The organism is Pseudomonas sp. PsB, assembly GCF_043658375.1.
Taxonomy (GTDB): Bacteria; Pseudomonadota; Gammaproteobacteria; order Pseudomonadales; family Pseudomonadaceae; genus Aquipseudomonas; species Aquipseudomonas putida_Z.
In genome coordinates this window covers 115,565-128,358 of the sequence record NZ_JBIGLU010000016.1, presented here as the reverse complement: position 1 = coordinate 128,358, position 12,794 = coordinate 115,565, and the positions used below count along the sequence as shown (strand labels likewise).

Sequence of the window (12,794 nt, the reverse complement as noted above, 5' to 3'; positions counted from 1 at the left end):
CTCCCTCCGCAGTCCCTTCGCTCGGCCTCCTGAAGTCGCAATCGGCGGCGCCTGAACTATCGCGCGCTTAGAAGCAAGAGCAAGAGCAAGAGCAAGAGCAATAATTCTGTGTTCTGGGCGCCGTGGCAGGCTCTGCGGCGAACCGCGCGGGCACAGCGCGGTCTGCATAAGCGAAGCGCGGCTTCATACCTTCGCAGGTGGGTTTGCCCCCGCGCTTGTGTCATCATGCTCCGACCGCCGGTGAGTCCTCTTAAAGCCTTCTATGAACAAACCATACGCATTGCTGCTTGCCTTCGCCCTGCTCCAGGGCTGCCAGAGCCTGGCCCCGCAAAAGGCCGAGCCCCCCGTCGCCGAGGCCGGCAAGAGCGAGGCGGAAAAGCCCGTGGTGTATGGCTCGTTCAAGCAGGACACGCTCTATAGCCTGCTGGTGGCGGAGCTGGCCGGCCAGCGCAACCGCTTCGACATCGCCCTGGCCAACTACACCGACCAGGCCGCGAAAACCCAGGACCCCGGGGTTTCCGAGCGCGCCTACCGCATTGCCGAATACCTCGGCGCCGACGAACCGGCACTGGACAACGCCCTGGTCTGGGCCCGCAACGACCCGCAGAACCTCGATGCCCAGCGCGCCGCCGCCATCCAGCTTGCCCGCGCCGGCCGATATGACGACTCCATGACGTACATGGAAAAGGTCCTGCAGGGCCAGGGCGACACCCATTTCGATTTCCTCGCCCTGTCCGCCGCCGAAACCGACCAGAGCACCCGCGACGGCCTGCTGCAAAGCTTCGAACGCCTGCTGGTGAAGTACCCGGACAACGGTCAACTGGTGTTCGGCAAGGCCCTGTTGCTGAACCAGGACGGCAAGGCCGAAGAAGCCTTGGAACTGCTCGAGTCGCACCCGCCGCAAAACGGCGAAATCGCCCCGATCCTGCTGCGCGCGCGCCTGCTGCAAGCCCTGGATCGCGGCCCGGAGGCCCTGCCACTGCTGCGCGGGGCGATTCGCGACAACCCGGACGACAAGCGCCTGCGCCTGACCTACGCCCGCACCCTGGTCGAACAGGACCGCATCGCCGATGCCAAGGGCGAGTTCCTCAGCCTGGTCCAGCAATACCCCGAGGACGACGAGCTGCGCTATTCGCTGGCCCTGGTGTGCCTGGAGAACAAGGACTGGGATGAAGCCGAAGGCTACCTGCAGGAGCTGATCGAGCGCGACAGCAACGTCGACGCCGCGCACCTGAACCTGGGCCGCATCCGCGAGGAGCGCCACGACCCTGCAGGCGCCCTGCGTGAATACGCCCTGGTCGGCCCGGGCCCCGACTACCTGCCGGCGCAACTGCGCCAGGCTGACATCCTGATCGCCAACGGCCGTGGTACCGAAGCCTCACGCCTGCTCGCCGATGCCCGTGAAGCCCAACCGGACTACGCCATCCAGCTGTTCCTGATCGAATCGGAAAGCTACAGCAACAACAACAAGGACGCCCAGGCCAGCCAGGTGCTGCAGCAAGCCATCCAGCGCTACCCGGACGACCTCAACCTGCTGTACACCCGCGCCATGCTGGCCGAAAAGCGTGACGACCTGCCGCAGATGGAAAAAGACCTGCGCGCCATCATCGCCCGCGAACCGGAAAACGCCATGGCCCTGAACGCCCTCGGCTACACCCTGGCCGACCGCACCACCCGCTACAGCGAAGCCAAGGCGCTGATCGACAAGGCTCATCAGCTGACCCCGGACGACCCGGCGGTGCTCGACAGCCTGGGCTGGGTCAATTACCGCCTGGGCAACCTCGACGAGGCTGAAACCTATCTGCGCAAGGCCTTTGCCAGCTTCCCCGACCACGAAGTGGCCGCCCACCTGGGCGAAGTGCTATGGGCCAACGGCAAGCGCCGCGAAGCCCGCCAGGTCTGGGCCAAGGGCTTCGAAGCCCAGGCCGACAGCCCCATCCTGCGCAAGACCATCCTGCGCCTGACCGGATCCGAGACTCTCTAACGCCATGTTCCTGCGCCATTGCATTACCTTCACCCTTATCGCCCTGCTGGCCGGCTGTGCCGGCTTCGGTAGCCGCGAGGCCCTGCAGGGCCACGGCGACCCGCAACAGTGGCGCGCCCATAAAGAGCAACTGAGCAGCCTCGATGGCTGGCAGATCAACGGCAAGGTCGGCATCCGTGCCCCGCGCGACTCCGGCAGCGGCACGTTGTTCTGGCTGCAACGCCAGGACTACTACGACATTCGCCTGGCCGGCCCGCTGGGCCGTGGCGCCGCTCGCCTGACCGGCCGCCCCGGCGGCGTGGTACTGGAAGTGGCCAACCAGGGCCGCTACGAGGCCCTCAGCCCCGAAGCCCTGCTGGAAGAACAACTGGGCTGGCAGTTGCCGGTCTCACACCTGGTCTGGTGGGTCCGCGGCCTGCCGGCCCCCGACAGCAAGAGCAAGCTGACTCTGGACGGCGACAGCCGCCTGGCCAGCCTCGACCAGGACGGCTGGCAGGTGCAATACCTGAGCTACACGGAACAGAACGGCTACTGGCTGCCCGAGCGTATGAAGCTGCACGGCAAGGACCTCGACGTGACACTGGTGGTCAAGGACTGGCAACCCCGCCAGCTGGGGCACTGATACATGCAGACCCTCACCCTGCCCGCTCCGGCCAAGCTCAACCTGTGGCTGCACATCATCGGCCGCCGTGCGGACGGCTATCACGAGCTGGAAACCGTGTTCCAGTTTCTCGATCACGGCGACGAACTGAGCTTTGCCGTGCGTGACGACGGCGTGATCCGCCTGCATACCGAGATCGAGGCGGTGCCGCACGACAGCAACCTGATCGTGCGTGCCGCGCGCAAGCTGCAGGAACAATCCGGCACGACGATGGGCGCCGACATCTGGCTGACCAAGGTGCTGCCCATGGGCGGCGGCATCGGCGGTGGCAGCTCGGATGCCGCCACTACCCTGTTGGCCCTCGCCCACCTGTGGCAACTGGACTGGGACGAAGACCGCCTGGCCGCACTAGGCCTGAGCCTGGGCGCCGACGTACCAGTATTCGTGCGCGGCCACGCGGCATTCGCCCAGGGCGTGGGTGAACAATTGACCCCGGTTGACCCGGAAGAGCCGTGGTATGTCGTGCTTGTGCCGCAAGTGTCTGTCAGCACAGTAGAAATTTTTTCACATCCACAGTTGACACGTGATTCGCTCCCCCTTAAGATGCGCCCCGTTCCCGAGGGAAACAGTCGAAATGACTGCCAACCGGTGGTAGAGCAGAGTTACCCGGAAGTTCGCAATGCGTTGAATTCACTGGGTAAATTCACTGAGGCTCGACTGACCGGTACTGGAAGTTGTGTGTTTGGGGCCTTCCCAAGCAAAGCCGAAGCTGATAAAGTTCTGGCCCTTCTTTCAGCGACCCAAACAGGGTTTGTGGCGAAAGGAAGCAACGTTTCGATGTTGCATCGCAAGCTGCAAAGTCTGGTCAAGAAGTCGAGCGCATAAGCGTTCGCAGCAACAGATACAGGGGCGTCGCCAAGCGGTAAGGCAGCAGGTTTTGATCCTGCCATGCGTTGGTTCGAATCCAGCCGCCCCTGCCATTTTCCTTATACTCATCCAGGTTACCCTCAGCCTTCAGGTACTGCGCGTGTCCAAGATGATGGTCTTTACGGGGAACGCCAACCCCGATCTGGCTCGGCGTGTCGTACGTCAGCTGCATATCCCTCTCGGTGACGTTTCTGTCGGTAAGTTCTCCGACGGCGAGATCAGCACTGAGATCAATGAGAATGTCCGCGGTAAAGACGTCTTCATTATTCAGCCGACCTGTGCCCCGACCAACGATAACCTGATGGAACTGGTAGTGATGGCCGACGCCTTCCGCCGCTCCTCAGCATCCCGAATCACCGCCGTGATTCCTTACTTCGGATACGCCCGCCAGGACCGCCGTCCGCGTTCGGCACGTGTAGCCATCAGCGCCAAAGTCGTCGCTGACATGCTCACTGTCGTAGGTATCGACCGTGTACTCACCGTCGACCTGCACGCTGACCAGATCCAGGGTTTCTTCGATATCCCGGTCGACAACATCTACGGCTCGCCCGTACTGGTCGACGATATCGAGGACCAGCGTTTCGAGAACCTGATGATCGTCTCCCCGGACATCGGTGGTGTCGTGCGCGCGCGTGCCGTCGCCAAGTCCCTGGGCGTCGACCTGGGTATCATCGACAAACGCCGCGAGAAGGCTAACCACTCCGAGGTCATGCACATCATCGGCGACGTCGAAGGGCGCACCTGCATCCTGGTAGACGACATGGTCGACACCGCCGGCACCCTGTGCCACGCGGCCAAAGCCCTGAAAGAGCACGGCGCTGCCAAGGTTTACGCCTACTGCACGCACCCTGTCCTGTCGGGCCGCGCGATCGAGAACATCGAGAAGTCGGTACTGGACGAGCTGGTGGTGACCAACACCGTTCCGCTGTCCGCCGCCGCTCAAGCCTGTGACCGTATCCGCCAACTGGATATCGCACCGGTTGTCGCTGAAGCGGTCCGCCGCATCAGCAACGAAGAATCGATCAGCGCGATGTTCCGCTAAGCGGAACACACGCTGACGAAAAGCGCCCCGCCCCAACACTGGTTGTTGGGGCGGGGCTTTTTTGCCATCCCCGTTGGCGCTGGTCGCAAACGCCCTCGGGGGGCTACTTTGGAGAAACAAAATGACCGAATTCACTCTGAACGCCCAAGCGCGTACTGACCTGGGGAAAGGTGCGAGCCGCCGCCTGCGTCACTCCGCGAACATCCCAGCCGTTGTCTACGGTGGTAACCAGGACGCTCAGTCCCTGACCATCCTGGCCAAGGAAATCACCAAGCTGTTCGAAAACGAGGCTGCCTTCAGCCACGTTCTGGAACTGAACGTCGACGGCGCCAAGCAAAACGTCGTGGTCAAGGCTCTGCAGCGCCACCCGGCCAAAGGCTTCATCATGCACGCCGACTTCGTTCGCGTCGTTGCTGGCCAGAAACTGACCGCCAAGGTACCGGTTCACTTCATCAATGAAGAAGCCCCGGTCAAGAAAGGCGGCGAGATCTCCCACGTAGAAGCCGAGATCGAAGTTTCCTGCGAAGCCAAAGACCTGCCTGAGTTCATCGAAGTCGACCTGGCCAACGCTGAAATCGGCACCATCATCCACCTGTCGGACCTGAAAGCTCCGAAAGGCGTAGAGTTCGTAGCTCTGGCCCACGGTGATGACAAAGCTGTTGCCAACGTTCACGCTCCACGCGTTGCTCCAGAAGCAGAAGGCGCTGCCGAGTAATCCACTCGCGCGCCGGCGTTGATCGGGTTACAGTGCCGCGCGCCCTGTAACCCACCAACTCCAAGGAAGAGCCCCTGACGTGACCGCCATCCAGTTGATCGTCGGCCTGGGTAACCCCGGCCCCGAATACGAACAGACCCGGCATAACGCAGGGGCTCTTTTCGTTGAACGCATTGCCAGCGCCCAGCGCGTCTCGTTGACCGCTGACCGCAAATATTTCGGCCTGACGGCTAAGTTCAGCCATCAGGGCAACGACGTTCGTCTGCTCATCCCCACCACCTACATGAACCGTAGCGGCCAGTCCGTGGCGGCCTTGGCCAATTTCTTCCGCATCAAGCCGGAGGCGATCCTGGTGGCGCATGACGAACTCGACCTGCCCCCGGGCGTCGCCAAGCTCAAGCGCGGCGGTGGCCATGGTGGGCACAACGGCCTGCGCGACATCATCGCGCAGCTCGGCAACCAGAACGACTTCCACCGCCTGCGGCTTGGCATCGGCCACCCGGGCGACGCCAAACTGGTCTCCAACTTCGTCCTGGGCCGCGCGCCGCGCGCCGAGCAGGAGAAGCTCGACGCCAGCATCGATTTTGCCCTCGGCGTGCTGCCGGACGTGCTTGCCGGCGACTTCGCCAAGGCGATGCGCGAGCTGCACAGCCAGAAGGCCTGATTTCCTTAGAGAGGGGAATACCCATGGGTTTCAATTGCGGCATCGTCGGCCTGCCCAACGTCGGCAAGTCCACCCTGTTCAACGCCCTGACCAAGTCTGGCATCGCGGCGGAGAACTTCCCCTTCTGCACCATCGAGCCTAACAGCGGCATCGTGCCGATGCCCGATGCGCGCTTGAATGCACTGGCTGAAATCGTCAAGCCAAACCGCATCCTGCCGACCACCATGGAGTTCGTCGACATCGCCGGCCTGGTGGCTGGTGCCTCGAAGGGCGAAGGCCTGGGCAACAAGTTCCTCGCCAACATCCGCGAGACCGACGCCATTGCCCACGTGGTGCGCTGCTTCGAAGACGAGAACGTGATCCACGTTTCCAACAGCGTCGACCCCAAGCGTGACATCGAGATCATCGACCTCGAGCTGATCTTCGCCGACCTCGACAGCTGCGAGAAGCAACTGCAGAAGGTTGCCCGCAACGCCAAGGGCGGCGACAAGGAAGCCCTGGCGCAGAAGGCCATCCTCGAACAGCTGATCCCGCACTTCACCGAAGGCAAGCCAGCGCGCAGCCTGATGAAGAACATGAGCGCCGAAGACAAGGCGGTCATCCGCGGCTTCCACCTGCTGACCAGCAAGCCGGTCATGTACATCGCCAACGTGGCCGAAGACGGCTTCGACAACAACCCGCACCTGGACGTGGTCAAGGCCATCGCCGAGGAAGAAGGCGCGGTAGTGGTGCCGGTATGCAACAAGATCGAAGCGGAAATCGCCGAACTGGAAGACGGTGAAGAGAAGGATATGTTCCTCGAGGCCCTGGGCCTGGAAGAGCCTGGCCTGAACCGCGTTATCCGCGCCGGTTATGAGCTGCTGAACCTGCAGACCTACTTCACTGCCGGCGTGCAGGAAGTACGCGCCTGGACCGTACGCGTCGGTGCCACCGCACCACAAGCCGCTGGCGTGATCCACACCGACTTCGAAAAAGGTTTCATCCGCGCTGAAGTGGTGGCCTATGACGACTTCATCCAGTTCAAGGGTGAGAGCGGTGCCAAGGAAGCCGGTAAATGGCGTTTGGAAGGCAAGGACTACATCGTCAAGGACGGTGACGTGATGCACTTCCGCTTCAACGTCTAAGCGGCAGACTGCAGTACCCACGAACCTCTTGAGGCCAACGCCTCAAGGGGTTTTGTTTTTTCTGGCATCTGGCAAGCGGCACCCTCCCCCTGTGGGAGCGGCTTTAGCCGCGAAGAATCCAACGCGGTGCATGGCACCGGCTGCGCCGGTGTTCGCGGGCATGCCCGCTCCCACAGGTACCGCGTATTTTCTGGACCTCGCATCAAAGCGAAAGGGCCGCAGAGCGGCCCCGGAATTCAGCATCTAAGCTGTGATTCAGCACCCTCCCCCGGACGCACGCCCCATGCCTGAAAAACCCCGCCTCGACTGGCAACGCTGGTTACCCGGCCTGGTCACCCTGCTCCACTACCAACCCGCCTGGCTGCCCAAAGACATCGCCGCCGGCCTGGTGCTCACCACCATGCTGGTGCCGGTGGGCATCGCCTACGCCGAAGCGTCTGGCGTACCCGGCATCTACGGGCTGTACGCCACCATCATCCCGCTGCTGGCCTATGCCCTGTTCGGCCCCAGCCGCATCCTGGTGCTGGGCCCGGACTCGGCACTGGCCGCGCCGATTCTGGCGGTGGTGGTGCAGTACGCCGCCAGCGACCCGCAACGGGCAATCGCCATCGCCAGCATGATGGCCCTGGTGGCCGGGGCGTTCTGCGTGATCGCCGGTCTGCTGCGCCTGGGCTTCATCACAGAGTTGCTGTCCAAGCCGATCCGCTATGGCTACATGAATGGCATTGCCCTCACGGTGCTGATCAGCCAGTTGCCCAAACTGTTCGGCCTGTCGGTCGACAGCCAGGGCCCGCTGCGGGATACCTGGAACCTGATCCAGGCCTTGCTCGCCGGCGAAGGCCATTGGCCAAGCTTCGTGGTCGGTGGCGGTAGCCTGGCGCTGATCCTGCTGCTCAAGCCGTTCAAGCGCTTGCCGGGCATTCTCATTGCCGTGGTGCTGGCCACGCTGGCGGTGAGCCTGCTGGGGCTCGACCAGCAAGGTGTGAAAGTGCTCGGCGAACTGCCCCAGGGGCTGCCCAGCTTCGTGTTCCCCTGGGTCAGCGATATCGACCTGGTGGAGGTACTGCTCGGCGGCATCGCGGTGGCACTGGTGTCGTTCGCCGATACCAGCGTGCTGTCACGTTCCTATGCCGCGCGCATGAAGACCCCGGTCAACCCCAACCAGGAAATGTTCGGCCTGGGCGTGGCCAACCTGGCCTCGGGGCTGTTCCAGGGCATCCCTATCAGCAGCAGCTCGTCACGCACCCCCGTGGCCGAAGCGGCCGGCTCGCAGACCCAGCTCACCGGCATCATCGGCGCGCTGGCGGTGACGCTGTTGCTGCTGGTGGCGCCCAACCTGATGCAACACCTGCCCAACAGCGCCCTGGCGGCGGTGGTGATTGCCGCAGCGTTAGGCCTGTTCGAGTTTGCCGACCTCAAGCGCATCTTCCGCATGCAGCAATGGGAGTTCTGGCTGTCGTTCACCTGCTTCGTCGGCGTAGCGGTATTCGGGGCCATTCCTGGCATCTGCATTGCCGTGGCGATATCGGTGATCGAGTTCCTGTGGGACGGCTGGCGGCCGCATCATGCGGTGCTGGGACGGGTGGATGGCACCCGCGGTTACCATGATGTGCAGCGTTATCCACAGGCCCGACGCATTCCGGGGCTGGTGCTGCTGCGTTGGGATGCGCCGCTGTTCTTTGCCAATGCCGAGCAGTTCCAGAGCACGGTGATGGCGGCGGTGGATGCATCGCCTACCCCGGTTCAACGGCTGGTGATTGCGGCAGAGCCGGTGACCAGCATCGATATCACCTCGGCGGACATGCTGGCCGAGTTGGACCGGGCGCTGGAGGCGCGGGGGGTGGAGTTGCAGTTTGCCGAGATGAAGGACCCGGTAAAGGACAAGATGCGGCAGTTCGAGTTGTTCGAGCATATGGGGGAGTCGGCGTTTCATCCCACTGTTGGGGCCGCGGTGGATGCCTACCTGGAAGACAGTGGGGTTGACTGGAAACCCTAGGTTTTCCTGGGCTGGCCTCTTCGCGGGCATGCCCGCTCCCACAGGGACCGCACAAACCTCAAGGTTGTCTCTGTACCTGTGGGAGCGGGCGTGCCCGCGAAGAGGCCAGTACAGAAGAACTAAGCAGTCCGAACCCGCCGACGATCAATCCATATGAGCATGGCACTGGCATACACCGACACCGCCAGAAACAGCGCCATGCGCACGGCAAAGGCGCGGTACACATCCTGCCCGCCCGCGCTGTCCTGCACCGACTGCCCCAGCAAGATCAACATGGTCGTCAGGCAACTCACCCAGTACGCCGGGCTTTGCCTGGTATCCACCGCACGGTAAAGCCTGCGCCCCTGCCAAAGGACGAACAGCAGCACCCACAGGAAAAACATCCACAGGTGCACGAACAGGCTCAACGCGCCCCACATCAGTATCGCCAGCAACCCGGCAAGCAAGGTCGAGCCGATAAGCTCGCGGCTGGCATGCCGTGCGCGGGTCTCGCCGGCCTGCTGCCCCAGGCTCACTGCCTTCATGATCAGCGGCATGTACTGGTCCGGTGCGATCAGCGCCAGCAAGAAGGCCGGCATGACGATCAGCGTGGCACGCAAGGCGACCCAGCTCACCTGGTCACTGTCGAGCAGAGGCGGTGCCGGTTGCGCCGGCGCATCGGCCGGCTCTGGAAACAGCACATGCGCTGCCGCGGCGCCCAGCACCGCCAGCAGCATGCCTTTGGCCAGCGCTTCGACCACCGACAGCGCCAGGCTGAAGTCGCTGGTGCCGGCGGCAGCGATCATGGTCAGGCCGATCACCAGCAAATTGGCCAGCAGGCCGTTGCCGCCTTTCAGCGCGTAACGCAAGGTCAGGAAAACCCCCACCCCCACCAGCAACACCCCACTCACCGGGGCATGGCGCAGCAGCGGAATCAGCAGCAGCCCGCTACCGCAGGCAAGCAGCACCAGCACCGCCAGGGCCGGGGCCGCACGCAGGGGCAAGGGCTGGCTGCGCATGGCCAGCAACAACACCGCGAACACCGGCGCCAGGATCGGCACCGGCAAGCCGACGCCGAAACTCACCGCCAGGCACAGCGCCACGCCCCAGGCCAGGCGCAGGGCGCGCAGGCGGCGCAGCTCAATAGGCATACGACAGCCAGCTCATCAGCCACATGAACAGCCGGCCCAGCAGGTTCAAAGGGTTGCCCTCGGTTGGCAGGGCCATGACTTCGGCCTGGCCGCCGACCCGCAAACCGCTCTTGTCCTGCAACTGGTCACGCTCCAGTTCGACGATCACCGGGAAGCGCTGCGCAGAGCGCAGCCACTCGCGGCTGTTCTGCACGGTCGGCAACGTGCCCGGCGGGTTGCTCTGGCCCACGCTCACGCCGTAGCCGATGCTGCGAATGCGCCCCTTCAACACTGTGCCAGGCAGCGCATCGAGCACTACCAGCACCGGGGTTTCTGGGCGCAGCCGACCGAGGTTGTTCTCGGTCATGTCGGCACTTATCCACACGTCATGGATGGCGATCAGGGTCATCATCGGGCTGCCGGCGCCGACATAGTGGCCAACGTCGGTGCGCAGGTCGGTGATCAGCCCGTTTGCATCGGCGCGTACCACGGTGCGCGCCAGGTCCAGCCGGGCTTTTTCCACATTGGCCGCCGCGCTGCGCAGTTGGGCGTTGTCGTCCTGCGCCCCGCCCTGCTGCTCACGGGCCCGCTCCACTTCGGCACGGGCTGCCGCGACCTGGCTGATGGCCTGGTCGCGGTTGGCCTGGGCACCCTCCAGACGGCGCACCGACACCGTGCCCGGGTCTTCATCGATCAGGCGCTTGAGCCGCTCGGCGTCCTGCCGCGCCTTGCGCTCGTTGGCCTGGGCCGCCACCAGCGCCGCCTGGGCCGAGTCGATGCCAGCGGTGTGGGCACCGATCTGCCGGCGTACCGCGTCCAGGTCGGCTTCGGCGCGGGCCAGGGCGATGCGGTACTGCTCCTGGTCCAGTTCGAACAGTACATCGCCCTTGCGTACTTCCTGGTTGTTGCCCACCGCCACACGCTTCACCTGCCCGGCCACCTCGGCACTCACCGGCACCACGTACGCCTGCAGGCGGGCCTGCTGGGTATAGGGCGTGAAACGGTCGGCCAGCAGGTACCACAGCAGGCTCACGGCAATCAGCAGCAGCACCCAGCGCATGCCGCGATCGGGGGCTGGCGGGGGTGGCGTCGGCGTAGCGTCGCTCATTTCGTTTCACCTTGTGCATGTGCGCTGGGGCCCGGCTCATCGAGCAGTTCGCCCCAATCTGTGCGTTGCTGCATCTGCTGGCGGGTGGCCGGGTCGATCGGTGCGCGGCTGGCGTCCCAGCCGCCGCCAAGGGCCTTGTACAACGTCACCAGGCTGCTGACGGCATTACCGCGGCTGACCAGGTAGCCGTCCTGTTGCTGCAGCAGCAGTTGCTGGGCGTCGAGCACCCGCTGGAAGTCGGCAAAGCCTTCGCGGTACTGCGAGCTGGCCAGGCTCAGCGAGCGCTGCGCGGCCTGCGAGGCCTGGTCGCGGATGCTTGCGCTCTGCAGCGAGCGCACCAGCCCGCTGGCGGCATCGTCGGCCTCGCGGGCGGCTTCGCGCACACCTTGGTGATACAGCTCGATCAGCTGCTGCAAGCGGGCATCTTCCACGCGCACGGCGTTCTTGCGCCGGCCGTAGTCGAACGGGTTCCAGATCAGGCTGGGCCCGGCGGCGATGTCGAAGGTATCGGGCAGGTGATTGGCCGTGACGAAGCTCCAGCCGACGCTGCCCAGCAGGCTCAGTTGTGGATAAAGGTCGGCCTCGGCCACCCCGACCAGTGCCGACTGCGCCGCCACCGCCTGCTCGGCGGCGCGGATGTCCGGGCGGCGCTGCAGCAGGCTGGCGGGCACGCCCTGCAGCACGGCACGGTCCGGCAACGGCAACTGGCCGTGGCCGGCATCCAGTTGTGGCAGCGGCCCGGGCGGCCGACCCAGCAGCGAGCACAGCACGTTGCGCAGGGCATTGAGCTGGTTCTGAAACTCGGGGATGGTGGCCTGGGTAGCCAGGTACTGGGTGCGCGCCTGTTGCCAGTCGAGTTCGTCGTTTTCGCCATGACGGAACAGCCGCTCGGTTATCTCCAGGCTGCGCGCCTGGCGGCGGGCGTTTTCTTCGGCGATATCCAGCCGCGCCTCGGTGGTGCGCAGGGCAAAGTAGGTGTCGGCCACCTGCGCACGCAACAGCAACATGGCATCGGCGTAATTGGCCTGGGAGGCGAAGTAGACGGCGTCGGCGCTTTCGATGGCGCGGCTGAAGCGCCCCCAGAAGTCGATTTCCCAGCCGATGTCGAAGCCCACGCTGGATTGCCAGAATACCGAATCACGAGCGGTGGCGGTGCCGGACTGGTCCTGCTTGAGGTACAGGCTCTGGGCGCGCAGCTGCTGCAGCTGTGGATAACGCCCGGTCTGCACGATGGCCAACTGGGCGCGGGCTTCGGCAATGCGCAAGCCGGTCACGCGCAGGTTGCTGTTGTTGGCATCGGCCTCGGCGATCAAGGCGTCCAGGGCCGGGTCGGCGAACACGGCCCACCACTGGCGCAGGTCGGGCGCCGCGACCTGCTGCCCGGCCTGCTCCAGCAGCGGGGTGTTCCAGGTGCTCAGCCATGGGTCCTGCGGCGGCTGGAAATCCGGGCCGACCTGGGTACAGCCCACCAACGTGGCAGCCAGGCTCAGTGCACAACCACAGAGGCGTCCGGGCATGGCAGGC

11 protein-coding genes and 1 tRNA gene are annotated in these 12,794 nt (G+C 64.4%); 9 read left to right on the top strand and 3 right to left on the bottom strand.

Going from position 1 to position 12,794, the window contains the following annotated elements; translation table 11 throughout:
* Positions 1–262 precede the first annotated feature (262 nt).
* The 9 genes from ACGLHT_RS19295 to ACGLHT_RS19255 all read left to right on the top strand — a co-directional run bounded on the left by ACGLHT_RS19295 (position 263) and on the right by ACGLHT_RS19255 (position 9,053).
* Entirely contained in the window at positions 263–1,984 is a 1,722-nt protein-coding gene (locus ACGLHT_RS19295; protein WP_085617357.1) for a tetratricopeptide repeat protein, read from the top strand.
* A gap of 4 nt (positions 1,985–1,988) precedes the next feature.
* Positions 1,989–2,606, top strand: coding sequence for a lipoprotein insertase outer membrane protein LolB (gene lolB, locus ACGLHT_RS19290; RefSeq protein ID WP_013970898.1), 618 nt, complete (start codon positions 1,989–1,991; stop codon positions 2,604–2,606).
* A gap of 3 nt (positions 2,607–2,609) precedes the next feature.
* Positions 2,610–3,470: a 4-(cytidine 5'-diphospho)-2-C-methyl-D-erythritol kinase gene (gene ispE, locus ACGLHT_RS19285; protein WP_061551990.1), complete on the top strand. Its 861-nt coding sequence runs from the start codon at positions 2,610–2,612 to the stop codon at positions 3,468–3,470.
* 20 nt (positions 3,471–3,490) lie between these two features.
* A tRNA-Gln gene (locus ACGLHT_RS19280) sits at positions 3,491–3,565 on the top strand.
* A gap of 47 nt (positions 3,566–3,612) precedes the next feature.
* A complete protein-coding gene (locus tag ACGLHT_RS19275; protein WP_003247410.1) occupies positions 3,613–4,554 on the top strand; it encodes a ribose-phosphate pyrophosphokinase in 942 nt (313 codons plus the stop codon).
* A 121-nt stretch (positions 4,555–4,675) separates the two neighbouring features.
* Positions 4,676–5,269, top strand: a complete 594-nt coding sequence (locus tag ACGLHT_RS19270) for a 50S ribosomal protein L25/general stress protein Ctc (RefSeq protein ID WP_013970896.1) — start codon at positions 4,676–4,678, stop codon at positions 5,267–5,269.
* Between the two features lie 79 nt (positions 5,270–5,348).
* A complete protein-coding gene (gene pth / locus ACGLHT_RS19265) occupies positions 5,349–5,933 on the top strand; it encodes an aminoacyl-tRNA hydrolase (RefSeq protein ID WP_008099045.1) in 585 nt (194 codons plus the stop codon).
* 23 nt (positions 5,934–5,956) lie between these two features.
* Positions 5,957–7,057 carry a redox-regulated ATPase YchF gene (gene ychF, locus ACGLHT_RS19260; protein WP_013970895.1) on the top strand — a complete coding sequence of 367 codons (1,101 nt, stop codon included), beginning with the start codon at positions 5,957–5,959 and terminating at the stop codon, positions 7,055–7,057.
* A 283-nt stretch (positions 7,058–7,340) separates the two neighbouring features.
* Positions 7,341–9,053: a SulP family inorganic anion transporter gene (locus tag ACGLHT_RS19255; protein WP_274119753.1), complete on the top strand. Its 1,713-nt coding sequence runs from the start codon at positions 7,341–7,343 to the stop codon at positions 9,051–9,053.
* A 119-nt stretch (positions 9,054–9,172) separates the two neighbouring features.
* Here the strand turns inward: ACGLHT_RS19255 and ACGLHT_RS19250 are convergent, their stop codons facing one another.
* The 3 genes from ACGLHT_RS19250 to ACGLHT_RS19240 are packed head-to-tail and all read right to left on the bottom strand — an operon-like array spanning position 9,173 to position 12,787.
* Positions 9,173–10,183, bottom strand: coding sequence for a DUF2955 domain-containing protein (locus tag ACGLHT_RS19250; RefSeq protein WP_274119754.1), 1,011 nt, complete (start codon positions 10,181–10,183; stop codon positions 9,173–9,175).
* Complete coding sequence (locus tag ACGLHT_RS19245; RefSeq protein ID WP_137162976.1) at positions 10,173–11,270, bottom strand: HlyD family secretion protein; 1,098 nt, start codon at positions 11,268–11,270, stop codon at positions 10,173–10,175. The genes ACGLHT_RS19250 and ACGLHT_RS19245 overlap by 11 nt, the downstream gene beginning before the upstream one ends.
* The gene (locus ACGLHT_RS19240) at positions 11,267–12,787 is read right to left on the bottom strand and encodes an efflux transporter outer membrane subunit (protein ID WP_137162975.1); all 1,521 of its coding nucleotides are present in this window, start codon (positions 12,785–12,787) and stop codon (positions 11,267–11,269) included. The genes ACGLHT_RS19245 and ACGLHT_RS19240 overlap by 4 nt, the downstream gene beginning before the upstream one ends.
* Between the last annotated feature and the right edge of the window lie 7 nt (positions 12,788–12,794).

Bases quoted from the DNA above. Each gene is read 5' to 3' on its own strand.
- ACGLHT_RS19295 (WP_085617357.1), top strand. From the start codon at position 263: ATGAACAAACCATACGCATTGCTGCTTGCCTTCGCCCTGCTCCAGGGC.
- lolB (WP_013970898.1), top strand. From the start codon at position 1,989: ATGTTCCTGCGCCATTGCATTACCTTCACCCTTATCGCCCTGCTGGCC.
- ispE (WP_061551990.1), top strand. From the start codon at position 2,610: ATGCAGACCCTCACCCTGCCCGCTCCGGCCAAGCTCAACCTGTGGCTG.
- ACGLHT_RS19270 (WP_013970896.1), top strand. From the start codon at position 4,676: ATGACCGAATTCACTCTGAACGCCCAAGCGCGTACTGACCTGGGGAAA.
- ychF (WP_013970895.1), top strand. From the start codon at position 5,957: ATGGGTTTCAATTGCGGCATCGTCGGCCTGCCCAACGTCGGCAAGTCC.
- ACGLHT_RS19255 (WP_274119753.1), top strand. From the start codon at position 7,341: ATGCCTGAAAAACCCCGCCTCGACTGGCAACGCTGGTTACCCGGCCTG.
- ACGLHT_RS19250 (WP_274119754.1), bottom strand. From the start codon at position 10,183: ATGCCTATTGAGCTGCGCCGCCTGCGCGCCCTGCGCCTGGCCTGGGGC.
- ACGLHT_RS19245 (WP_137162976.1), bottom strand. From the start codon at position 11,270: ATGAGCGACGCTACGCCGACGCCACCCCCGCCAGCCCCCGATCGCGGC.
- ACGLHT_RS19240 (WP_137162975.1), bottom strand. From the start codon at position 12,787: ATGCCCGGACGCCTCTGTGGTTGTGCACTGAGCCTGGCTGCCACGTTG.